Here is a 20,960-nt window from a genome sequence, read left to right as displayed (position 1 = left end):
CGCGTCGGCTCATGTAACCCCAGGGCGCGATTCCGCCCGAAATCTCGCCGTGCGGTTACCCCCGCGACGGGCGAAGGCGGTGGCGACCCGGCCGATGACGGCACCTTCGGTGTCCCGTTTGGTGACTCGTACGACGAGCCAGCCAAGGTCGGTGAGATCGTCATGCCGTCTGATGCCTTTGTTGAACACCTCGGGGTCGGTCCTGTGGTGGTCACCTTCGTACTCGGCCGCCACCTTTATGTCCTCCCAGCCCATGTCGAGTTCGGCGACGAGTGTGCCGTAACCGTCGTACACGGGTATTTGTGTTGTGGGGCGGGGAAATTCGTTCCGGATGAGAACCAGGCGTAGCCATGTTTCCCGCGGCGATTCCGCGCCTGCGTCGACGAGTGCCAAAGTCTTGCGTGCCTTCGGGATGCCGTGGCGGCCGCGATACCGATCGGCCAACAACTCGACATCGGCCATCTTCAGGCGGGTCGCCCGGGCGAGCGCGTCGATCGTGGCGACCGCCGAGTCGACCGGGTACCGACACGCGAGGTCGAGGGCGGTTCTCGCCGGATTGGTCACCTGCATGCCGTCGACAACGCAGATCTCGTCACTCTCGATGGAGTCAGCCCACGCATTGACGCCTTCAGCACGCCTGCGATTGGTGTCGATGATCGCTGCGGGCAAGCTCGCGTCGATCCACCGGGCGCCATGCAACGCAGATGCCGACAAGCCAGCAAGAACGCCGCGGCGTCGAGACCTCAGCCAAGCCGCCTTGGCCCGAATGACGGGAGTGACCGGTGTGTTCTTGTCCAGGTATATGTCCTTGTGCAGCGCGATGAAGTCGCGGCGCAGCGCGTGGCGCGTCAGCGCTCCGGCAGCCGTCGCTGCACTGCCCACAAAAGGTTGATTCATGGCCGGATTCTGCATAGGGACGCTGACATCCCCGCGTGTGTAACCCCAGGGCGCGATTCTGCCCGAAACAGCGCCGTGCGGTTACATCGGCGATCTAGTCTTCGCCGCTGCCCCCGACGTCATCGGGGGTGGCCTGGATGACGGCTTCGTCCCCGGTGGCCTGCGCGGCCTCCTCTGCCGCGGGATCCCTGGCGAGCAGCACCCTCGCCGCACTGTTGAGGAACGCGACCGCAGGCACCGCGAGCAGCGCCCCGACGATGCCCGCCGTGATGCCGCCCGCGGCGATGGCCAGCACGACGGCCAGCGGATGGATCGACACCGCACGACCCATCACCAGCGGCTGCAACACGTGCCCCTCGAGCTGTTGGACGGCGATGATCAGTCCGAGGGTGATGAGCGCATAAATCAAGCCTTTGGCGATCAGCGCGACGATGACGGCCAGGAAACCGGCGACCACCGCCCCGACCAGCGGGATGAACGCACCGAGAAACACCAGCGACGCCAGCGGAAGTGCCAGCGGGATGCCCATGATGGCCAGGCCGGTGCCGATACCCACCGCGTCGACGAGCGCCACCAGGAACGTCGCGCGCACATAGCCGATGAGCGACCGGAACCCCGCCCGGCCGGCCTCATGGACGCGCGGCTGCACGTTCTCGGGGAAGATCTTTGTGACGAACCCGAAGATGTTGCGCCCGCCGTGCAGCAGGAAGATCAGGGTGAAGAGCACGAGCAGGGCGCCGGTGATGATCTCGGTGAGGGTGCCCGCCGTCGACAGCGCCCCACTGGTCACCCTCTCCTGGTTGTCACGCAGCGCCTCGAGGGCGGTCTCGCGGGCCTGCTTGATCTGGTCGCCGCCGACATGCAAGGGACCGCTGGACAGCCAGTTACCCAGACCCTCGATGCTCTGGCCCACCTGCTCGGCAAGAGCGGGCAAACCCTCGATGAACTGGCTTACGACGAAGGTGAGAATGCCGCCGACGACCGCGAATCCGGACAGCAGCATCAAAGCGACCGCGACGCCGCGCGGAAGGCCAACGCGATCGAGGAAGTCGACCGCGGGCAGCAGCAGCGCCGCCACCATCGTCGCCAGGGCGATCGGCACGACGATCAGCTCGAGCCGCTTGACCACCCACAGCACCGCGAAGATTGCGGCACCGATGACCAGCAGCCGCCACGACCACGCCGCGGCCTTGCGGACCAGCGGGCTGACCGCCAGGTCTGCGTCAGATAGACCCGCGGACATCCCGCCAGCGTAACGGCCCGCCCCGCGCGTACCCGGTATCTCGGGAAACCGTCGCCCCACGCCTTACCCTGTAGGGCGTGTCGCACGACGCGCCGGCGCGCGAGTCCCGCGGTCAGGACCGCCCCGCGCGCGGCAAGTACTGGTGGCTGCGGTGGGCGATCATCGCCGTGGCCGTCGTCGTGCTGTCCGTCGAACTGACGCTGGTACGCGATCAGCTCGCCAACGCCTGGCGCAGCTTGTACTCCGCGAACTGGTGGTGGGTGCTGGCCGCGGTGGGCGCGGCGATGGCGTCGATGCACTTCTTCGGCGACATCCAGCGCAAGCTACTGCGGTCCGCGTGCGTGCCCGTACACCAGTGGCGCTCGCAGGCGGCGTTCTATGCGGGCAACTCGCTGAGCACGACGTTGCCAGGCGGCCCGGTGCTTTCGGCGACGTTCATCTACCGCCAGCAGCGCAGGTGGGGCGCAAGCCCGGTGATCGCGTCATGGCAGTTGGTGATGTCGGGTGCACTGCAAGTCACCAGCCTGACGCTGCTCGGGATCGGCAGCGCCTTCTTCCTTGGCGCGAAACACAATCCGTTCTCGCTCATCTTCACCCTCGCCGGGTTCATCATGTTGATCGTGCTGGCCCAGGCCGTCGCATCGCGGCCGGACCTGCTCGACGGTGTCGGGGTGCGCGTGCTGTCGTGGGTCAACTACGTGCGCGCCAAACCGGCGGACAAAGGGCTCGCCAAATGGCGCGAAACCCTCGCTCAGCTCGAGTCGGTGAACCTGACCAGGCGCCAGCTCGGCGTGGCGTTCGTGTGGTCGATGATGACGCTCGTCACCGGCGTGGGCACGCTGCTGTTCGCGTGCTTCGCCGCAGGCGGAAAGCCGTCGCTGCTCGGTGTGGTGGTGGCCTACGTCGCCGCCCGCGCCGTCGGATCGATCCCGCTGATGCCCGGTGGGCTGCTGGTGGTCGAGGCGGTCCTGGTGCCGGGGCTGGTCTCCAGTGGAATGACCTTGGCCTCAGCGATTTCCGCCATGCTCATCTATCGGATGGTCAGCTGGATCTTCATCGCCGCCATCGGCTGGGTGGTGTTCTTCTTCATGTTCCGCACCGAGGCCGAGCTCGATCCCGACGCCGACCCCGACTCGTAGAAGGTAATCACCTCGCCCATGCGTACCCGCTATGCCGCTGCGCTTTTCGGCGTCTCAGTGCTGCTCGCCGTCGGCTGCTCGTCCTCGTCGGAGCCACCGGCGCCGTCGACGACATTGACTTCCCCAACCACCAATGCCGGGCCGATCCGCGGGCCACAGCAGCCGATGGCGACGCCGCTGGTCGGCAGTGTGATCGCGCCGCCGATCCCCGTGCCCGCGACCGACGGTCGTGTGCACCTGGCCTATGAGGTTCAGCTGACCAATGTGCTCTCCCAGGAGGTGGCACTGACCTCGCTGGCGGTGCTGGACCGCGACGTCTCGCTGCTCAAACTGGCCGGCGAGCGACTCGCCGACTGGACGCGCGTGGTCGGAAGCCCAACGCCGACAACTAAAATCGGGCCGGCGCAGACGGCCATTGTTTGGCTCGACGTCGCGTTGGAAAAGGATGCCGCCGTACCGGAGCAGTTGGTACACGCCGTCAGCCTGTCGCTGTCCGACCCGAAACCGCCCCTGTTCCCGGCAACCATGACCATCGACATCGCGGCGACAGCGGTACAGTCCCGCAAGCCGATCGCGATCTCGCCGCCACTGTCAGGGCCGGACTGGCTGGACGGCGACGGCTGTCCCCCTGGCCTGCGGCCGGGAGGTGCCCCCAGTGGCACCAGCGCACACCGGATGGCGCTCAACCCGATTGACGGCCAACTGTGGGCGGCCGAGCGGTACGCGATCGACTATGTCCAGCTTCGGCCGGACGGAGCGCTGTTCTCCGGCGACCGTTCGAAGCTGAGTAGCTACTCCTACTTCGGCGCTGACATCCGCGCCGTCTCCGACGGACCGGTCGTCGCGGCCGTCGACGGGCTGCCCGAGCAGATCCCCGGTGCGAGCCCCACCGGACTGGAGTTGAATCAGTACGCCGGAAACCACATCGTGCAGGATCTCGGGGATGGCAACTATGCGTTGTACGCCCACATCAAGACAGGCGCGGTCAAAGTAGAGGTCGGCGACCGCCTCACCGCCGGCCAAGTGATCGGCGCGGTCGGCAACACCGGCAACAGCGATGCACCGCATCTGCACTTCCATGTCATGAGCACACCGGATCCGTTGCGCTCGAACGGCCTTCCCTTCGTGTTCACCGAATTCCGTCTCGACTCGAAGGTGTCCGAACCGGCGGACAACCTGAACGTGCTGTTCGAGGGTAAACCCGCGCCCTTGCAACCCGGATTCATCGCCCGTGACGAAAACAGCGTCATGCCAATGGAACTGGATGTGATGACCTATGCCGATCGATAGCGCCGAGCAGGCCCGCCCCGCGTTGACCGCGTTGGCGACCGACGTCGTCTGCGTCGTCGTCTTCTGCACGATCGGCCGGCGCAGTCACGCCGAAGGGTTGACGCTTTCCGGCATCGCCGAGACGGCCTGGCCGTTCTTGGTCGGCACGCTTACCGGCTGGCTGTTGTCGAGGGCCTGGCAACGTCCGGCCGCACTGGTGCCCTCCGGCGTGGCGGTGTGGTTGTCCACCGTGGTCGTGGGCATGCTGCTACGTAAGCTCACCTCGGCCGGTACGGCGCCGAGTTTCATTGTCGTGGCGTCACTTTCGACGGCCCTGCTATTACTCGGCTGGCGCGCCGGGGTCGCCCTGCTCACCCGCGGCTGACACAGTCAGGGTCGCGCGCAACCCGCCGAGTGGCCCGTTGCTCAGCTCGATGCTGCCGCGATGCAGCGCCGCCTGTTGCGCCACGAGCGCGAGGCCGAGCCCGGAGCCGCCCGGCGCCGCGGTGGTGCCGCGGGAGAACCGGCCGAGAACGGTCTTGTGTTCCTCGGCGGGCAGCCCGCGGCCGTTGTCGTCCACGATGATGACGATCTCGTCGCGCGCCCGCAGTGCCTCCAGCACGATCCGCGTCGCCTGGCCGTGCTGGATCGCGTTGCGCACCAGATTGTCGACGGCCAGCCGCAGACCGCTCGGCCAGCCCCAGATGACACCGAGGTCGTCCTTCGCCTCGACGACGATCTCGATGTCATCGCGCAGACGCATGTTCTCCCGGGCCACCCGGTCGAGCATGTCGGTGATGTCGATCAGTTCGCGGTCTTCGGCTTGCGCCAACTGACCTGACGCCAGCTGCCCTAGCGCGGTGATGATCGCCTCCACCCGTCGCTGCGCCCGGGACAGGTCGGCCACCACCTCGTCGCGCTCCTCGGCAGGGAGGTCGTGGATTCGCAACGTGTCCAGATCGGCTCGCATCGCCGTCAGCGGCGTTCGCAGCTCGTGGGCGGCGTTGGCCGCGAAATCCTGGGCGGCCTGCAGCGAGTTGGTGGTCGCCCGCTGCGCGGCCGTCAGTCGGCTCAGCATCGCCGACATCGCCTCGGACAGGTCTTCGGCCTCCCGCGCCCCATGCACCTTGGGCATCTCCTCGCTGCCCCGGCGCAACTGCTTGGTGTGTTCGGTCAGTTTGCGCAGCGGCCGGATCGCTGGCCCCGCCAGCACCCATCCCAGCAGCGCGGCGATCAGCACCGTGAGCAGACCCGCCGCGGCGTACAGCGGAATCCTGGAGGCACTCAACAGAATGCTGTCAGCGCGGATACCGATCGACATCAGGACGCCGTCGGGCTGATCGACGGGCAGGGTGCGCACCCGGTACTCGACGCCGTTGACTTCCACCGTGTCGGTGCCCGGCGGTAGCGGCGGCAACTGGAAGCCGCGCTGGAACACCACCTGTCCGGTGGATTCGGACCGTCCTGTCGTCAGCACTCCGCGGCGCGGATCCTGTAGCTGTTCTGGTCGCATGCTGGCGTCGATGATCGAATCGAGTCGGCGATCAAGTTGTGCCGCATCGTTATTCGCGAGCACAACCGACGTCGCGATCGTGAACACTGCGACCACCGCGGCCGCTGCGGCTGCCGACGCGACGGCAACTCTGGTGCGCAGCGACGCGGATCGCAGGAACCGCGGAAGTCTCACCCGCTACGACTCGTCCCGCAGGACATAACCGATTCCGCGCACCGTGTGAATCACCCGCGGCAGGTCGTCGTGTTCGAGCTTGCGCCGCAGGTAGGAGATGAAGACGTCGGCCACGTTGGTGTCGACGTCGAAGTCGTAACCCCAGACCAGTTCGAGCAACCGCTGCCGGCTCAGCACGACGCCGGCGTTCTCGGCCAGCACGGCGAGCAGATCGAATTCGCGTTTGGTCAGATTGACCCGCTCACCGCCGGCGAACACCAGCCGTCGCGCGGTGTCGATCGTCAACGGGCCGACGGTCATCGTGTCGGATTGCTGGTCGGAATGGCCTGCGCGACGCAACAGCGCATGCAGGCGCGCCACCAATTCACCCAGATCGAACGGCTTCGTCAGGTAGTCGTCAGCGCCGGCTTCCAACCCCGCGATCCGGTCGTTGACGGTGTCCCGCGCGGACAGCACACAAATCGGGATCTCGTTCCCGAGCGCGCGCAGCGCGGTCACGACGGCGACGCCGTCGAGTTCTGGCATTTGAACGTCAAGCACAAGCGCGTCGTGCGATTCATTCGATAACAGCCGCAAGGCTTCTTTGCCGGTCGCCGCGACCCGAACGTCGAACCCCGAATGGCGCAAACCTCGCGCAACCGAAGTTCTGACGTCCGGATCGTCGTCGACCATCAAGACGGTGCGGCCAGCGCCCTCCCCCTTGGATGGCTCCTGTTGCACCCGAACGCAGACTTAGCTGTCCGCGATGCCGTCGCCGTTGGTGTCGCCGCAGCGATTCTTCAGGTCGACGAGCGGCTGGCGGATCCCGGTCAGGTCCGCCTTGGTCTGCGGGTGCGCATCGAGATACTGCTGAACGTCGTCGCGGACCTCATCGCGCGGCACACCTTCGAGGCTGGTGAAGAACCAGTTCACATCCGGATGCGAGAACAGGTAGGCAGACGTCGCCGCCGAGACACCCGAGGCCACGCCGGCCAGGTCGGCCGCGGTGCAGTTGGGTGGGGGAGGTGGCGGAGGAGGTGCCGGTTGCGCCGAAGCCAGAGGCATGGCGCCGAAGAACATCGCACCGGCGATCGCGCCGGTGCCCACCGCGCCAGCTACCGCACGTCGGGCAGTACGGGCCGAGAGCAACATGGACAAGCTCCTTCTTCGGAAGTGGAAAGGAGGTAACCATGGGCGGTTACCGACATCAAAAGCTAATCAGAATGTGCACAGACTTTCTTGCCTTGCGGCCAACGAATCTTAAGAAAGTCTGAATTCGCAGCTCAATCACCTTACCAGCGAGAGTCGCGCGTCGGCCCAGGCTACGGCAAGCCCGCGATCGCTGCTCCGGGGAGCGAGGTGGTGCCCTGCGAAACGGGGGACGCCGACGGCGACTGCGCCGGTGACACCGTACCTGGGGCACCTGCGGCCGAGGAGCTGGTCTGGGTGCCTGGCAAACTCGGAAGGCCGGGCGCCGCCTGCTGGGCGGCCTGCATCAGACCCATCATCTGCGGCAGGGTCAGCGGAAGCTTGCACCGGCTCGACAGAGTCGCCAGCGGCTGCTGCAACTGCTGCATGTCCTTGGCCGCTTGCGGGTTCGCATCGAAGTAGGTCTTCACCGCGGCGAGCGACTGCGGCCCGCCCTGCTGCTTGGCGATACTCGTCAGTGCCTGGTTGGTCTGCGGATGCGTGTCGAGGTAATTGCCCGTCGACGTGGCGACCGCACCGATCGTCCTGGCGACTTCGCTGGCCGCGCACGGGTCCGGCGCCGCCGTTGCTGACGGCATCGCCGACGACGGTGACACCATCATCGCGACCACCGCGGCGCCGCCGAGGGCGGACGCGGCGAACGTGGCGAACAGCCCGCGGCGCGATCCAGCGGTGATGGATCTCATATGCACTCCTCATGGGTTTGCGAACGATTCGGCGCACCCGAAACGCCCGCCATAGGCGGCAATCGATCCCCGACCGCAAAACCGGCCCAAACGGCCGAACTACATAGTGCCATCGTGAGGGCGAGGCTTACGAATTGAGCGATCGGAAACACATGCCACGGACAGCCTGTAACTACTGCCGGCCGCGTACCGAAAGAGAGGGTTAGAGCTGCTTAAGGCGTTGCTGGCAGGATTCCCGCCGCGCCTCGACATAGCACACGCTGTTGTACGCTCACGCTAGCAACGCCGGGCCAATGTCGTCGGCAGCCCGACTCCGGGGAGAAAGCGGGGAGTTCGACATCCAGCAGTTCATGATGCGCTTGAGCAGCACCCTGCGCAGATACCGCTGGGCGGTGTTCGCTGTATGGCTGCTTCTCCTGGTGCCATCGGTGTATCTCGCGCTGAGCCAGTCCAGTCACCTCACCGGCGGGGGTTTTGAGGTCGAAGGCTCGCAGTCGCTGCGAGTCCAGCGCGAGCTCGAAGAGAATTTCCCCGACCAGGGGGCTTCTCCCCTGGCCCTGGTGGCCGCGCCGCGCGCCGACGCGTCGTTCGCCGACATGGACAACGCGGTCGCCTTCCTGGAACGCGCCGCGGCCGAGGTGCCCAGCGTCCGGGTGGTGCCCAATCCGCAACAGCCGGCGCCGCAACCCGACCGCCCCTACGTCGTCACATTGCAGTTGGACTTCAACAACACCGGCGCGGTCGACGTCGCCAAGAAACTCCGCCAGAAGGTCGGTATCGACGGCGAGGAACCCGGGGAGATCGAGAACGGCAAGGTCAAGCTGTACGTCATCGGCCAGGGCGCGCTCGGTGCCGCAGCCACCCAGGCCACCAAACACGACATCGCTCAGGCCGAGCAGTGGAACCTTCCGATCGTCCTGATTGTCTTGCTCGCGGTGTTCGGGTCGCTGGCCGCCGCGGCGATGCCGCTGGTGCTCGGCATCTGCACCGTCGTCGTGACCATGGGACTGGTCTATCTGCTCTCGATGTACACCACGATGTCGGTGTTCGTGACGTCGACGGTGTCGATGTTCGGCATTGCCGTGGCCATCGACTATTCGCTGTTCATCCTCATGCGTTTCCGCGAGGAGCTGCGGTCGGGCCGCGACCCGGAACAAGCGGCCGACGCCGCCATGGCGACGTCGGGTCTGGCGGTCGTCCTGTCCGGCCTCACGGTGATCGCCTCGGTGACCGGCATCTATCTGATCCAGACGCCGGTCCTGGTCTCGATGGCCACCGGCGCGATCCTCGCGGTGGCCGTTGCGGTTCTGACGTCGACGACGCTGACGCCGGCCATCCTCGCCACGTTCGGTAGGGCGGCGGCCAAGCGGTCGTCGTACCTGCACTGGTCGCGCCGGCCGGAGACGACCCAGTCGCGGTTCTGGACGCGCTGGACGGGCTGGGTGATGCGGCGCCCGTGGATCGCGGCGCTCGGGGCGGCGGCGCTGCTGCTGATCTTGGCTGCACCCGCGTTCTCGATGGTGCTCGGCAACAGCATGCAACGTCAGTTCGAGCCCACCCACGAGATCCGGGGCGGCGTGAACGCCGCGGCCGAGGCGCTCGGGCCCGGCGCGCTCGGACCGGTCCGGGTCTTGGTGAGCTTCCCCGACGGCAACGCGGCATCGGCGCCCTCCAAGCAACCCTTGCTGGACTCGATGCGCCAGCGAATGGCCCAGGGGCCCAACGTCGTTTCGGTGACGCCCGCGGTGTTCGGCGAGGATTACCGGCACGCGCTGCTCTCCGCGGTGCTCTCGGTGGACCCGGAGGACATGGGTGCCCGCGAAACCGTCGACTGGATGCGCGCGGAGCTGCCGTCCACCCCGGGACTCGGTGATGCCCGCATCGACGTCGGCGGTCCGACAGCACTGATCAAGGACTTCGACGACCAGGTGTCAGCCAAACAGCCGCTGGTCTTCGCGTTCGTCGCGCTGATCGCGTTCGTGATGCTGTTGATCGCCATCCGGTCGGTGTTCCTGGCGCTCAAGGGTGTGCTGATGACCGTGCTGTCGGTCGCGGCGGCCTACGGCAGCCTCGTGGCCGTCTTCCAATGGGGCTGGCTGGAGCCACTGGGCTTCGAACCGATCTCGTCGCTGGACAGTACGATCCCGCCGCTGGTCCTGGCGCTGACGTTCGGCCTGTCGATGGACTACGAGATCTTCCTGCTGACCCGCATCAGGGAGCGCTTCCTGCAGACCGGCAACACCCGTGACGCCGTCGCGTACGGCGTGAGCACCAGTGCCCGCACGATCACCAGCGCCGCGCTGATCATGATCGCGGTGTTCATCGGGTTCGCGTTTGCGGGCATGCCGCTGGTCGCCCAGCTCGGCGTCGCGTGTGCGGTCGCCATCGCGGTCGACGCCACGGTGGTGCGCCTGGTGCTGGTGCCCGCGCTGATGGCGATGTTCGACGAATGGAACTGGTGGCTGCCGCGCTGGCTCGATCGCATCCTGCCGGAGGTCGACTTCGAGAAGCCGCTGCCCAAGATCGACCTTCCCGACCTCATCATCATCCCCGACGACCTCTCGTCCCTCGGGCCAACCGGCTCGGAGCTGCGCATGGTGGTCAAGTCGGCAGCCAAGCTGAAAAGCCTTGCCCCGCAGGCTGTTACCGTCGCCGATCCATTGGCGTTCAGCGGCTGTTTGCCCGCCAAGCAGTTGCGTAGCGCCAGCCGGCTCAACAGCACGCACCGCACCGGCGCAGGCGGCAAGGCGTTGCTCACCGCCGAGCTTCCGGTGCATCCGGTGACGATGTGGCGGGGCCGGCTGTCGGTGGCGCTGGACGCGCTGAGCGAAGCGTCCGCCTTCGAGCGGGCACCCATGGAGCGGCGCAGCCCGGTAGAGACCACGAATGTGCAACTGCCGACGGGCGACCGCCTGCAGATCCCGACGGGCGCCGAGACGCTGCGACTGCAGAGCTACCTCATCATGTGCCGAAACAGCACCCGGGACTACGCAGCGTTTGCCGAACTCGTCGACGCGATGGAGACTCGTACGGCCGCAAGCGTGCTGGCCGGCATGGACCGGTACTACTGTGGACAGGATTCGAGGAAACAATGGGTGGCCACCCAGTTGGTACGCCGGCTGGCCGACCCCCAACCGTCAGACGAGCACGACACCCGCATGTCGGGCCCGCAGGCGGAGGCCGATTGGGCCAGGGTGAAGGAGCGCTGCCTTTCGGTGGCGGTGGCCATGCTGGAGGAGGCGAGGTGACGGTGACTCCCGACGTCCGGGGCACCTCGCGCCGCGAGCCCGGCTCGCCGGATCCCACGCCAGGACGCCGTCCACCGGTGGATGACCGGCCCGTCGAGTTCTGGCCGACATCGGCGATCCGCGCGGCGCTGGAGACCGACGACCTGGCCGTGTGGCAGCGCATCGTCGCGGCCATCAAACGCGATCCGTTCGGCCGCACGGCACGGCAGGTCGAGGAAGTCCTGCAGACCGCCCGCCCGTACGGAGTCTCAAAGGCGCTCGCCGAGGTGCTGCACCGCACCCGCGAACATCTCGAGGCCAACGAGCGCGCCGAGGTCGCCCGCCATATCCAGACGATGCTCGACAGGTCGGGTCTGGGCCAGCAGGAGTTCGCCTCGCGCATCGGTGTGCCCAACGACGATTTCGCGTCCTACCTCCGCGGTGAAACGAGTCCGTCCGCGTCGCTGATGGTGCGCATGCGCAAGCTTTGCGATCGTTTCGCGAAGATGCGTTCGACGCGCCGCGAGGGCCAGGCCTGAAGTCCTACGCTGGCGACATGAACAGCGACAACAAAGCCGCCATCAGCCTCACCACCGGACTCGAGGATGCCGAAAAAGTCACCGTCGCATTTCTGGTCGCCGTCGGTGCCGCCGAAAGCGGAAGGCCGACGCTGATGTTTCTCACCAAGGAGGCCGTCCGTCTGATGGTGCCCGGAGTCGGCGTGGGCACGGCCTGCGACGGCTGTCCACCCTTGGAAGAGCTGATGGACCGCTACGGGAAAGCCGGGGGCCGCTATCTGGTCTGCCCGATCTGCATCAAGTCCAAGCAACTCGACGCCGACAACTTCATCGACGGCGCCGAACCCGGAGGCACTGTTCAACTCTGGGAATGGATCGGCGACGGCGCGACCACGTTCAGTTACTAGCCGCCGATGGATATCGAGCGCATTCTCCGCCAGACCCGAAGTGTGGCGATCGTCGGCGTTTCAGATGACCCGATGCGGCCCAGTCACGGAGTTTGGCGCTACCTGAAGGCGGCCAGTGACTACGAGCTGTACCTGGTCAATCCGACGATCAGCGAGATCGACGGCGACAAGGTCTATCCGTCGCTGGCGGAACTGCCCGCGGTTCCGGACATGGTCGACGTGTTCCGTCGCCGCGAACATCTGCACTCCGTGCTGACCGAGACGATTGCCGTCGGCGCCAAAACGCTTTGGCTGCAACAGGGTCTGTGGGATGACGAGGTCGCCCGCGACGGTGCCGCCGCCGGACTCCAGGTCGTGATGGATCGTTGCCTGAAGGTGGACCACGCGCGTCTGCTCGGCTAGCGGGAGTGAATCGGCGATACGTCGTCGACCAGCCAGCGGCCGTCCTGCTTGGACAGCCGGACCCGCAACGCCAGCACTGCGGTGTCGGGCGGGGTGCCGGGCGAGCTCTGTGACCCGCGCAGAATCACGGCGACGCTGGCGGCCGCGGGGCCGATCGCCTCGACGCCCGCGGACACGGTACTGGCCGTCGCCGAGACGTTGCGACTGGCCAAATCCTTTGCCACAGAGTCGAATTCCTTCTTGAACTCCTCTGCGGCCTGTGACGACATCATCGCGGTGGCCCGGTCGATCGACGCGGTGGGGCTCTGCGGGGTGAAGGTCGCTGACGCCTCCGAGACGCTGCTGGCGAGGTCGACCACCTCTGCGGTGTCGTTCTCCAGGTTGCGGTCGGGCACCGACCAGTTCAGATAGGCGACGACGACGGCCGCCGCCAGTGCCGCCGCCGCGGTGCCGGCCACCGCGAGTCGCAGCCTCGGCCCGTCGTCATCCGTGCCGACGGTGACCCCGTCCCTGCGGGCCAGCACCACGTTGGTCACGACGCCTTCCACGATGAGCAGACACAGCACCGAACAGACCGAAACCCACCACAGCGGCCAGCCGAGCGCGACGCCTATGTAGAGCAACGCGGCGATCGCGGCCAACGGCGCCGCCACGTCGAAGGCGCCGATGCGCCAGGCGGTCCTCATCGGACCGACTCCAGCCGGGAGATCATCGGCTTGCCGTCCACGTCGGCGACGTCGAGCCGCAGCGTCCAGCGCACCGTCTGGGGCTTCTCGTTGCCCGCGTTCTCACTGACCGACGTCGCGATGACCATCACGGTGTCGGTGCGTGAGGCGAACGCCGACACATCGGCGGCGGCCGGCGGCCCCTGCGCGCCCGGCTGTTCGTGGTGCACGTACTCGACCGCGACCGAGTCGACCTGGCCGGTGGTGCGGGTCTGCAGCTTCTGCACCAGATCGCGATACGGCTTGATCGACGCGTCGAAGTCGGCGTTGAGCTGTCCGACGGTGCCCTCGTGCAGCTGCGCCAGGCTGGCCTCGACGGTGTCGGCGTTCATGTTGATGAGCACGGTGGTCCAGTCGGCGGCGGCCTGCATGGCCTGCGTGCGGTAACGCAGTTCGGCGGCGTCGCTGCGGTGCTGGGTCCAGATCAGCGCGGCGAGCACGACAGCGGCTATCGCGATCACGCCGGCTACCGCCGAGCCGATGCCATAGCCGGAGATCGCGGAATCGTGCTCGTTGGCATCCGCCTCGTCTTCGGGCATGCGCGTGAGGGTACCGGGCGGCAGCGAGCACGATCGCCACGCTGCCGCGACGACCGGTCTGGCAGTCTGGTGGGGTGACAGTAGAAGCAATCCGATCCGGTCTCGACCTGAGCCACGTCGACTCCGATGCCCGTCCGCAAGACGACCTCTTCGGCCATGTCAACGGCCGCTGGTTGAGGGAATACGAGATGCCGGGCGACCGTGCCACCGACGGCGCGTTCCGGTCGCTGTACGACCGGGCCGAGGAGCATGTCCGCGACCTCATCACCGAAGCCAGCGAAAAGGCTTCAGCGTCCGGTTCCGACTCGCCGTCCGACGAGCGGCGCATCGGGGACCTGTACGCCAGCTTCATGGACGAGCGGGCGGTGGCTGCACGGGGTGTGCAACCGCTGCTCGAGGAGTCGGCCGCCATCGACGCCGCGGATACTCCCGAGGCGCTGGCAGCGGTCCTCGGCACGCTGCAGCGCACTGGCGTCGGCGGGGGGACCGGAATCTACGTCGACACCGATTCCAAGGACTCGACGCGCTATCTGGTGCACATGAGCCAGTCCGGCCTCGGCCTGCCCGACGAGTCGTACTACCGCGACGAGCAGCACGCCGAAATTCTCGCCGCCTATCCGCGGCACATCGCGGCGATGTTCGGACTCGTCTACGGCGAGGAACTGCAGCCGAACGAATGGCAGGCCACCGCCGAACGCATCGTCGCGCTGGAAACCAAGCTGGCCGCCGCGCACTGGGACGTCGTCAAGCGCCGCGACGCCGACCTGACCTACAACCTGCGCACCTTCACCGACCTGCTCACCGAGGCGCCCGGCTTCGACTGGGCCGGGTGGGTGGCCGCGCTTGGTGCCACCCCCGACAAGGTCGCCGAAGTCGTGGTGCGCCAACCCGATTACTTGACGGCGTTCGCCGCGGCGTGGTCCGCCTTCGATCTGGCGGACTGGAAGGCGTGGCTGCGCTGGCGGCTCATCCACGCCCGCGCGTTCCTGCTGACCGACGAGTTGGTCGCCGAGGACTTCGAGTTCTACGGCCGCAAGCTCTCGGGCACCGAGGAACTGCGCGATCGCTGGAAGCGCGGGGTGTCGGTCGTCGAGGGTCTGATGGGTGACGCGGTCGGAAGACTCTATGTCGAGCGGCATTTTCCGCCGCTGGCCAAGTCCAGGATGGACGAGCTGGTCGCCAACCTTCGCGAGGCGTACCGGGTCAGCATCAACTCACTGGCGTGGATGACGCCGCAGACGCGCGAGAAGGCGCTCGCCAAGCTCGACAAGTTCACCCCGAAGATCGGTTATCCGGCCAAGTGGCGCGACTATTCGGCGCTGGTGATCAAGCGTGACGATCTGTACGGCAACTACCTACGCGGCTACGCCGCGGAATACGACCGGGATCTGGCCAAGCTCGGTGGGCCCGTCGACCGCGACGAATGGTTCATGACGCCGCAGACCGTCAACGCCTACTACAACCCCGGCATGAACGAGATCGTCTTTCCCGCCGCGATTCTGCAGCCGCCCTTTTTCGATGCCGATGCCGACGACGCCGCCAACTACGGCGGGATCGGTGCGGTGATCGGTCACGAGATCGGTCACGGCTTCGACGACCAGGGATCCAAGTACGACGGCGACGGCAACCTGGTCGACTGGTGGACCGACGACGATCGAGCCGAGTTCGGCACGCGGACAAAGGCTTTGATCGAGCAGTACGACAAGTACGTGCCCAGGGCGCTCAGCAACGGCCATCACGTGAACGGCGCATTCACCGTCGGCGAGAACATCGGCGACCTGGGTGGCCTTTCGATCGCTCTGCTCGCCTACCAGCTCTCACTCAAGGGCGAACCGTCGCCGGTGATCGACGGGCTGACCGGTGAGCAGCGGGTCTTCTTCGGCTGGGCCCAGGTGTGGCGCACGAAGTCCCGTGACGCCGAAGCTGTTCGGCGGCTTGCGATCGATCCGCACTCGCCACCGGAGTTTCGCTGCAACGGCGTCGTGCGCAACCTGGACGCGTTCTACGAGGCGTTCGACGTCGACCAGTCAGACAAGCTCTACCTGGATCCGCAAGAGCGCGTGCGGATCTGGAGTTAGCGATTTCGGTGCGCTTACGGTCGCTGTGCGAACGTAAGCGCACCGAACTCACCTAGAACATCTGCCAGTCGGAGGCGCCGTCCGGTTTGTCGTATATGCCGGTGGAGTTCTTGATGACAACAGCGTCGCCACTGCCGAAGTTGTCGTAGAACCACTGCGCGTTGGCTGGGCTCAGGTTGATGCAGCCGTGGCTGACGTTGCTGTTGCCCTGCGCCCCCGTAGACCACGGCGCACTGTGAACGAAGATGCCGCTGTTGTCTATTCGCACAGCGTCCTGCACCTTGATCTTGTAGCCCTCGGCCGAACTGACGGGCACGCCGTAGGTCGACGAGTCCATCACGATGTCGGCGAACTTCTCCAACACGTAGTAGGTGCCGTTCTTGGTCTCGTAACCCGATTTGCCCATTGAGACGGGGAAGGTCTTCTCCACCTCACCGTTACGCACGATCGTCATCTCGTGCGTGTCGTTGTCGATGGTCGCGACCAACTGCTCGGGGACGGTGAAACTCGACTTGGTACCCGCCGCATCGATGTAGACCGTGGTGCCGGCCGGCCAGAAGTCCTGCGGCCGCCACCGCAGCTGCGTGTCGGTGGTCCAGTAGAACCGGCCGGGAACGGGCGGCACCGACGTGATGTGCACGGCGTCCTGGGCCATCTGCCGATTGGCGATGGGCCGTTGGAAGTTGATGTAGATCGGCTTCGCCGCGCCGACAATCGAACCGTTGGTCGGATTGAACGACGGCGGCAGGAACGGCGGCTCCCCGACGAACGGCGTCGGGTTCTGTCCTTCCGGCGTCCCTTCGGGAATCGCCATCGGCTGGGGCTCCCCGAAGAGCGGGGGCGGGGCGGGCGGCAGGGGCGCACCGAACGGAGGCGGCGCGGGCGGTCCCGGCGGGGCGGGCGGGAACGCTGCGGGGACCGCGGGCGGTGGCGGTGGCACCGGCGCGGCGGCCGGGTCGACGGGCGCCGGCGGTGGCGGAACACCAGGTTGAGCCAGTGCTGACGGGGTGCTCAGCACCAACCCGCCGACGAGTCCGGCCGCCAGCACGGCGGAGAGTAGGCGCCTCAATTTCGGCTGCCGCATACGTGACCTCCCAGTCGCATAACTTCGTCCAGTGTGGCACAACGCGCCGGGCGGTCTTTGTCATCTGCATGTCGCCAGAACCCCGACCGTCACGCCACCAATGACGCTGACCTGCTGTGTTCATCCGCCTGAGGCGGTCGAACGTTACGTCAGGACCGCACCAACCGGGCGATGGCGGCGGATGCCTCGGCCAGTTTGGCGTCCGCCTCGTCGCCGCCCTCGGCCACGGCCTGGGTGACGCAGTGCCCGAGGTGCTCGTCGAGTAGCCCGAGCGCGACGGACTGCAGTGCGCTGTTGACGGCGCTGATCTGGGTGAGCACGTCGATGCAGTACTTGTCCTCGTCGATCATCTTCGCGATGCCGCGAACCTGACCTTCGATCCTGCGCAGGCGTTTGGCGTAGTTCTCCTTCTGGGCCGAATACCCGTGGGTGGAAGCGTCGTCAGCCATTTCCCCCACCTTTCAGCATCTGGTTCATCTGGCCGATCTCGGCCTGCTGCGTGTCGATCATCGTCTGAGCCATGCGCTTGACGTCCTCGTTCTGACCGTTGGCGACCTCGGCCTTGGCCATCTCGATCGCGCCCTGGTGGTGGCTGATCATCGACTGCAGCCACAGTGTGTCGAACTCGGCGCCTCGCAGCGACTGCAGTTTCGTCATCGTGGCCTCGTCGACCATCCCCGCCATCGCGCCGTGGCCGCCGTGCTCCCCCTGGGACGCGTCATCGTCTGGATTTTCATCCCACTGCACGAGGAACACCCGCAATGCCTTGATCTCGGGCTCCTGCTCGGCGGAGATCTTGGCGGCCAACGCGATGAGGTCGGCGTTGGTGGAGCGGTCCGGCACCATGGCGGCCAACTCGATGGCCTGCTCATGGTGGGGAATCATGTTGGTCGCGAACGCGTGGTCGTCGGCGTTGAAGCCGGCGGGCTGGGCGGTGCCGACCGGTTCGTCCGCCTGGTGCGTCTCGGTGTGGTCGTTGGACCCCGCGCACGAGGTGAGAAGCAAAGCGGCGAAGATGGCTACGAAGACGGTGGCGATCCGTGTGGTGCGAGGCGGCATGAGGATCAGAGTACCGCATACCCCAGTGGGGTATCTAAAAGAGTTTGTCCGGTGAAAAGCCGAAGGCATACTGCTCTCATGCCCTCACAGCCCACGACCGATGCTCCCCGCGCCAGCGGCTCATCGACGCCCGACATCAAGCCACGCAGCCGCGACGTCACCGACGGCCTCGAGAAGACAGCGGCCCGCGGAATGCTGCGCGCCGTCGGCATGGGCGACGACGACTGGGCCAAACCGCAGATCGGCGTCGGTTCGTCGTGGAACGAGATCACTCCGTGCAACATGTCGCTGCAACGGCTCGCGCAGTCGGTGAAGGGCGGCGTCCACGCCGCCGGCGGCTATCCGCTGGAGTTCGGCACCATCTCGGTGTCCGATGGAATCTCGATGGGCCACGAGGGCATGCACTTCTCGCTGGTGTCGCGAGAGGTCATCGCCGACAGCGTCGAGACTGTCATGCAGGCAGAGCGCCTCGACGGATCGGTGCTGCTCGCCGGCTGTGACAAGTCGATCCCCGGCATGCTGATGGCCGCCGCACGGCTGAACCTGGCGAGCGTCTTCCTCTACAACGGCTCGATCATGCCGGGCGTCGCGAAGCTCACCGACGGCAGCGAGAAGGAAGTCACGATCATCGACGCGTTCGAGGCGGTCGGCGCCTGCGCCCGCGGTCTGATGTCGCGCGAGGACGTCGACATCATCGAGCGTGCGATCTGTCCGGGCGAGGGCGCGTGCGGCGGTATGTACACCGCAAACACCATGGCGTCGGCCGCCGAGGCACTGGGCATGTCGCTGCCGGGCAGCGCTTCGCCGGTGGCGATCGACTCGCGCCGCGACGACTATGCCCGTCGTTCGGGTGAGGCCGTCGTGGAGATGCTGCGTCGCGGCATCACCACCAGCGACATCCTCACCATCGAGGCGTTCGAGAACGCCATCGCCGTGGTGATGGCGTTCGGTGGATCCACCAATGCGGTGCTGCACCTACTGGCGATCGCGTCGGAAGCCGGGGTCAAGCTCACACTGGCCGACTTCACCCGCGTCGGCCAGAAGGTCCCGCATCTCGCCGACGTCAAGCCGTTCGGCCGTCACGTGATGAAGCACGTCGACGAGATCGGCGGCGTGCCGGTGGTCATGAAGGCGTTGCTGGATGCCGGTCTGCTGCACGGGGATTGCCTGACGGTGACCGGTGAGACCATGGCCGAGAACCTGGCCCACATCGAGCCGCCGGACCCGGACGGCAAGGTGTTGCGCGCGATGAACAATCCGATCCATCCGACCGGTGGCATCACGATCCTGCACGGATCGCTGGCACCCGAAGGAGCGGTGGTCAAGTCGGCCGGCTTCGACTCCGACGTGTTCGAGGGCACGGCAAGGGTTTTCGAGCGCGAGCGGGCCGCGCTCGATGCGCTCGAAGACGGCACGATCACCAACGGCGACGTCGTGGTCATCCGCTACGAGGGACCCAAGGGCGGACCCGGCATGCGCGAGATGCTCGCCATCACCGGCGCCATCAAGGGTGCGGGCCTGGGCAAGGACGTGCTCTTGATGACCGACGGCCGGTTCTCCGGCGGCACCACGGGACTGTGCGTGGGACACATTGCGCCCGAGGCGGTCGACGGCGGGCCCATCGCGTTCATCAAGGACGGCGACAAGATCCGCCTCGACGTCGCGAACGGCACGCTCGACGTGCTGGTCGACAAGGACGAGTTCGAGTCGCGTAAGGCGGGCTTCCAACCACTGCCGCCCGTCTACAAGACCGGGGTGCTGGCCAAGTACACCAAGCTGGTGGGCTCGGCGGCCGGCGGCGCGGTCTGTAGCTGACCCTTACGCCGGCCCGGGGACGCCTCAGGTCACCATGCGGTCGATCCGCTGCAGTGCCACCGCACACACCGACAGGTAGGCCGGCGCCCACCACGGGACTGCGAACGCCAACCTGGTTCCACCGTCGGCGGGTCTCACCTCATGCCGAGTGGCGCGCAGGCCGGCCACCTCCCACGCCCAGCAGCGGTTCTCTTCGAATTCGGTGATCGTGAACGGCAGCGCGACTCCGATCGCCGTCCACACTTTGCCTCGCGAACCCAACCTCATCGGCCCGATCTCCGCCAGCTCGGCCCGCTGAATCGACGGGCCCCATTGCGGCCACAGGTCGAGGTCGACAAGAACGTTCCACACCGCCTCGGGCGGCGCAGAAATCTGCCTTTCGACGGTCGGCATGCGCTGCCGGAGGCCAAAGTCCATTGCCGGTCTGTGCCCCAACGGCGAAGTACTAAACGAGCGCTGGCTAGCGCGGGGTAGGTGGCGGCGGGTCGGCGGGCGTCACCGAGATCGGCAGCGAGTGCACTCCTGCTCCCTCACCCGGGCATCCGGCGCCCTCGACGGTGATCGCTCGCTGGCCGAAGAAGCTGCCATCGGGTCGAGGGATCAGGTAGTCCGACCGCACGGATTGCACTGCGCTGTCGGGATTCATGCGCTCGCACAGGTACGGATAGTCGCCGCTCGTCTCCCAGCGGTCGTTGTTCCATCGGTACTCGAACACCGGTGGGGCACCGGGGTCGCGGGACAGATCGTCGGAGTTGTCCATGGTCACCACGCAGCCGTTCACGTCGCAGTTGGCGGTGTATTCGACAAGGAAAGTCTTGGACGGCATGGGCGTCGGCGCACCGTTGAACGTCTGCTGCGCGAAGTCGACGGACACGTTGTACCACCCGTACAGCAGTGGAGGCGCGGGTCTGGGTGTCGCCTGGGCTGCTGGGGCCGCGAGCAACGCGGCACATGCTCCGATTGCGCTGATGGCTCGTGTCCTGGACATACCTGTGTC

At 66.7% G+C, this 20,960-nt stretch carries 22 protein-coding genes; 9 read left to right on the top strand and 13 right to left on the bottom strand.

Annotation, left to right across the window (positions count from 1 at the left end; all coding sequences use genetic code 11):
- Nucleotides 1–9 precede the first annotated feature (9 nt).
- Together G6N36_RS22535 and G6N36_RS22530 are read right to left on the bottom strand one after the other, a co-directional pair.
- Nucleotides 10–897: a type IV toxin-antitoxin system AbiEi family antitoxin gene (locus G6N36_RS22535; RefSeq protein ID WP_163689038.1), complete on the bottom strand. Its 888-nt coding sequence runs from the start codon at nucleotides 895–897 to the stop codon at nucleotides 10–12.
- Nucleotides 898–991: 94 nt separating this feature from the next.
- On the bottom strand, nucleotides 992–2,140 hold the full coding sequence (locus G6N36_RS22530) for an AI-2E family transporter (RefSeq protein WP_163689037.1): 1,149 nt from the start codon (nucleotides 2,138–2,140) through the stop codon (nucleotides 992–994).
- Nucleotides 2,141–2,217: 77 nt separating this feature from the next.
- Here G6N36_RS22530 and G6N36_RS22525 point away from each other — a divergent pair, with 77 nt between their 5' ends.
- From G6N36_RS22525 to G6N36_RS22515, 3 genes are read left to right on the top strand one after another with little or no spacing between them, the layout of a single operon-like run.
- Nucleotides 2,218–3,279, top strand: a complete 1,062-nt coding sequence (locus G6N36_RS22525; protein ID WP_163689036.1) for a lysylphosphatidylglycerol synthase transmembrane domain-containing protein — start codon at nucleotides 2,218–2,220, stop codon at nucleotides 3,277–3,279.
- 18 nt (nucleotides 3,280–3,297) lie between these two features.
- The gene (locus G6N36_RS22520) at nucleotides 3,298–4,569 is read left to right on the top strand and encodes a M23 family metallopeptidase (RefSeq protein ID WP_163689035.1); all 1,272 of its coding nucleotides are present in this window, start codon (nucleotides 3,298–3,300) and stop codon (nucleotides 4,567–4,569) included.
- On the top strand, nucleotides 4,556–4,933 hold the full coding sequence (locus tag G6N36_RS22515; RefSeq protein WP_163689034.1) for a DUF3054 domain-containing protein: 378 nt from the start codon (nucleotides 4,556–4,558) through the stop codon (nucleotides 4,931–4,933). The genes G6N36_RS22520 and G6N36_RS22515 overlap by 14 nt, the downstream gene beginning before the upstream one ends.
- On the opposite strand, the gene G6N36_RS22510 is transcribed toward G6N36_RS22515, so the two are convergent.
- From G6N36_RS22510 to G6N36_RS22495, 4 genes are all read right to left on the bottom strand, one after another.
- Nucleotides 4,889–6,235 (bottom strand): sensor histidine kinase, encoded by a 1,347-nt coding sequence (locus G6N36_RS22510; protein ID WP_163689033.1) that lies wholly within the window; start codon nucleotides 6,233–6,235, stop codon nucleotides 4,889–4,891. The two genes, G6N36_RS22515 and G6N36_RS22510, sit on opposite strands and share 45 nt — an antisense overlap.
- 3 nt (nucleotides 6,236–6,238) lie before the next feature.
- A complete protein-coding gene (locus G6N36_RS22505) occupies nucleotides 6,239–6,907 on the bottom strand; it encodes a response regulator transcription factor (RefSeq protein ID WP_179964960.1) in 669 nt (222 codons plus the stop codon).
- A 60-nt stretch (nucleotides 6,908–6,967) separates the two neighbouring features.
- Nucleotides 6,968–7,366, bottom strand: a complete 399-nt coding sequence (locus G6N36_RS22500) for a heme-binding protein (RefSeq protein WP_163689031.1) — start codon at nucleotides 7,364–7,366, stop codon at nucleotides 6,968–6,970.
- A gap of 170 nt (nucleotides 7,367–7,536) precedes the next feature.
- Nucleotides 7,537–8,109: a hemophore gene (locus tag G6N36_RS22495; RefSeq protein ID WP_163689030.1), complete on the bottom strand. Its 573-nt coding sequence runs from the start codon at nucleotides 8,107–8,109 to the stop codon at nucleotides 7,537–7,539.
- 350 nt (nucleotides 8,110–8,459) lie between these two features.
- On the opposite strand from G6N36_RS22495, the gene G6N36_RS22490 reads away from it, so the two are divergent.
- Genes G6N36_RS22490 through G6N36_RS22475 form a run of 4 tightly spaced genes read left to right on the top strand, consistent with a single transcriptional unit; the run spans nucleotide 8,460 to nucleotide 12,663 of the window.
- Entirely contained in the window at nucleotides 8,460–11,357 is a 2,898-nt protein-coding gene (locus G6N36_RS22490; RefSeq protein WP_163690824.1) for an MMPL family transporter, read from the top strand.
- Nucleotides 11,354–11,875, top strand: a complete 522-nt coding sequence (locus G6N36_RS22485) for a helix-turn-helix domain-containing protein (RefSeq protein WP_179964840.1) — start codon at nucleotides 11,354–11,356, stop codon at nucleotides 11,873–11,875. Before G6N36_RS22490 ends, G6N36_RS22485 begins: the two co-directional genes overlap by 4 nt.
- A 17-nt stretch (nucleotides 11,876–11,892) precedes the next feature.
- Nucleotides 11,893–12,261, top strand: coding sequence for a DsrE family protein (locus G6N36_RS22480; RefSeq protein WP_163689029.1), 369 nt, complete (start codon nucleotides 11,893–11,895; stop codon nucleotides 12,259–12,261).
- 6 nt (nucleotides 12,262–12,267) lie between these two features.
- The gene (locus tag G6N36_RS22475; RefSeq protein ID WP_163689028.1) at nucleotides 12,268–12,663 is read left to right on the top strand and encodes a CoA-binding protein; all 396 of its coding nucleotides are present in this window, start codon (nucleotides 12,268–12,270) and stop codon (nucleotides 12,661–12,663) included.
- On the opposite strand, the gene G6N36_RS22470 is transcribed toward G6N36_RS22475, so the two are convergent.
- Nucleotides 12,660–13,349, bottom strand: a complete 690-nt coding sequence (locus G6N36_RS22470) for a hypothetical protein (RefSeq protein ID WP_163689027.1) — start codon at nucleotides 13,347–13,349, stop codon at nucleotides 12,660–12,662. The two genes, G6N36_RS22475 and G6N36_RS22470, sit on opposite strands and share 4 nt — an antisense overlap.
- Nucleotides 13,346–13,927 carry a hypothetical protein gene (locus G6N36_RS22465; protein ID WP_163689026.1) on the bottom strand — a complete coding sequence of 194 codons (582 nt, stop codon included), beginning with the start codon at nucleotides 13,925–13,927 and terminating at the stop codon, nucleotides 13,346–13,348. Before G6N36_RS22465 ends, G6N36_RS22470 begins: the two co-directional genes overlap by 4 nt.
- 74 nt (nucleotides 13,928–14,001) lie before the next feature.
- Between G6N36_RS22465 and G6N36_RS22460 the strand changes: the two genes are divergently transcribed.
- Nucleotides 14,002–16,005 carry a M13 family metallopeptidase gene (locus G6N36_RS22460; RefSeq protein ID WP_163689025.1) on the top strand — a complete coding sequence of 668 codons (2,004 nt, stop codon included), beginning with the start codon at nucleotides 14,002–14,004 and terminating at the stop codon, nucleotides 16,003–16,005.
- Between the two features lie 52 nt (nucleotides 16,006–16,057).
- On the opposite strand, the gene G6N36_RS22455 is transcribed toward G6N36_RS22460, so the two are convergent.
- The 3 genes from G6N36_RS22455 to G6N36_RS22445 all read right to left on the bottom strand — a co-directional run bounded on the left by G6N36_RS22455 (nucleotide 16,058) and on the right by G6N36_RS22445 (nucleotide 18,148).
- Nucleotides 16,058–17,089, bottom strand: coding sequence for a L,D-transpeptidase (locus G6N36_RS22455; protein ID WP_163689024.1), 1,032 nt, complete (start codon nucleotides 17,087–17,089; stop codon nucleotides 16,058–16,060).
- Between the two features lie 149 nt (nucleotides 17,090–17,238).
- Nucleotides 17,239–17,538, bottom strand: coding sequence for a copper-sensing transcriptional repressor RicR (ricR, locus tag G6N36_RS22450; RefSeq protein WP_163689023.1), 300 nt, complete (start codon nucleotides 17,536–17,538; stop codon nucleotides 17,239–17,241).
- Nucleotides 17,531–18,148 (bottom strand): DUF305 domain-containing protein, encoded by a 618-nt coding sequence (locus G6N36_RS22445; RefSeq protein WP_163689022.1) that lies wholly within the window; start codon nucleotides 18,146–18,148, stop codon nucleotides 17,531–17,533. Before G6N36_RS22445 ends, ricR begins: the two co-directional genes overlap by 8 nt.
- Before the next feature lie 78 nt (nucleotides 18,149–18,226).
- Between G6N36_RS22445 and ilvD the strand changes: the two genes are divergently transcribed.
- On the top strand, nucleotides 18,227–19,963 hold the full coding sequence (ilvD, locus tag G6N36_RS22440) for a dihydroxy-acid dehydratase (RefSeq protein ID WP_163689021.1): 1,737 nt from the start codon (nucleotides 18,227–18,229) through the stop codon (nucleotides 19,961–19,963).
- A 24-nt stretch (nucleotides 19,964–19,987) separates the two neighbouring features.
- On the opposite strand, the gene G6N36_RS22435 is transcribed toward ilvD, so the two are convergent.
- Together G6N36_RS22435 and G6N36_RS22430 are read right to left on the bottom strand one after the other, a co-directional pair.
- On the bottom strand, nucleotides 19,988–20,380 hold the full coding sequence (locus tag G6N36_RS22435) for an SRPBCC family protein (RefSeq protein ID WP_163689020.1): 393 nt from the start codon (nucleotides 20,378–20,380) through the stop codon (nucleotides 19,988–19,990).
- A 43-nt stretch (nucleotides 20,381–20,423) separates the two neighbouring features.
- Nucleotides 20,424–20,951 carry an MBOE_33420 family protein gene (locus G6N36_RS22430; protein ID WP_163689019.1) on the bottom strand — a complete coding sequence of 176 codons (528 nt, stop codon included), beginning with the start codon at nucleotides 20,949–20,951 and terminating at the stop codon, nucleotides 20,424–20,426.
- Nucleotides 20,952–20,960: the final 9 nt, after the last annotated feature.

Origin of the sequence: Mycolicibacterium gadium (assembly GCF_010728925.1) — a bacterium.
Taxonomy (GTDB): Bacteria; Actinomycetota; Actinomycetes; order Mycobacteriales; family Mycobacteriaceae; genus Mycobacterium; species Mycobacterium gadium.
This window is presented reverse-complemented; position numbering and strand designations above follow the sequence as displayed.

Coding starts and splice junctions, on each gene's coding strand:
- G6N36_RS22535 (WP_163689038.1), bottom strand. CDS start 897: ATGAATCAACCTTTTGTGGGCAGTGCAGCGACGGCTGCCGGAGCGCTG.
- G6N36_RS22530 (WP_163689037.1), bottom strand. CDS start 2,140: ATGTCCGCGGGTCTATCTGACGCAGACCTGGCGGTCAGCCCGCTGGTC.
- G6N36_RS22520 (WP_163689035.1), top strand. CDS start 3,298: ATGCGTACCCGCTATGCCGCTGCGCTTTTCGGCGTCTCAGTGCTGCTC.
- G6N36_RS22515 (WP_163689034.1), top strand. CDS start 4,556: ATGCCGATCGATAGCGCCGAGCAGGCCCGCCCCGCGTTGACCGCGTTG.
- G6N36_RS22505 (WP_179964960.1), bottom strand. CDS start 6,907: ATGGTCGACGACGATCCGGACGTCAGAACTTCGGTTGCGCGAGGTTTG.
- G6N36_RS22500 (WP_163689031.1), bottom strand. CDS start 7,366: ATGTTGCTCTCGGCCCGTACTGCCCGACGTGCGGTAGCTGGCGCGGTG.
- G6N36_RS22495 (WP_163689030.1), bottom strand. CDS start 8,109: ATGAGATCCATCACCGCTGGATCGCGCCGCGGGCTGTTCGCCACGTTC.
- G6N36_RS22490 (WP_163690824.1), top strand. CDS start 8,460: ATGATGCGCTTGAGCAGCACCCTGCGCAGATACCGCTGGGCGGTGTTC.
- G6N36_RS22480 (WP_163689029.1), top strand. CDS start 11,893: ATGAACAGCGACAACAAAGCCGCCATCAGCCTCACCACCGGACTCGAG.
- G6N36_RS22475 (WP_163689028.1), top strand. CDS start 12,268: ATGGATATCGAGCGCATTCTCCGCCAGACCCGAAGTGTGGCGATCGTC.
- G6N36_RS22470 (WP_163689027.1), bottom strand. CDS start 13,349: ATGAGGACCGCCTGGCGCATCGGCGCCTTCGACGTGGCGGCGCCGTTG.
- G6N36_RS22465 (WP_163689026.1), bottom strand. CDS start 13,927: ATGCCCGAAGACGAGGCGGATGCCAACGAGCACGATTCCGCGATCTCC.
- G6N36_RS22455 (WP_163689024.1), bottom strand. CDS start 17,089: ATGCGGCAGCCGAAATTGAGGCGCCTACTCTCCGCCGTGCTGGCGGCC.
- ricR (WP_163689023.1), bottom strand. CDS start 17,538: ATGGCTGACGACGCTTCCACCCACGGGTATTCGGCCCAGAAGGAGAAC.
- G6N36_RS22445 (WP_163689022.1), bottom strand. CDS start 18,148: ATGCCGCCTCGCACCACACGGATCGCCACCGTCTTCGTAGCCATCTTC.
- ilvD (WP_163689021.1), top strand. CDS start 18,227: ATGCCCTCACAGCCCACGACCGATGCTCCCCGCGCCAGCGGCTCATCG.
- G6N36_RS22435 (WP_163689020.1), bottom strand. CDS start 20,380: ATGGACTTTGGCCTCCGGCAGCGCATGCCGACCGTCGAAAGGCAGATT.
- G6N36_RS22430 (WP_163689019.1), bottom strand. CDS start 20,951: ATGTCCAGGACACGAGCCATCAGCGCAATCGGAGCATGTGCCGCGTTG.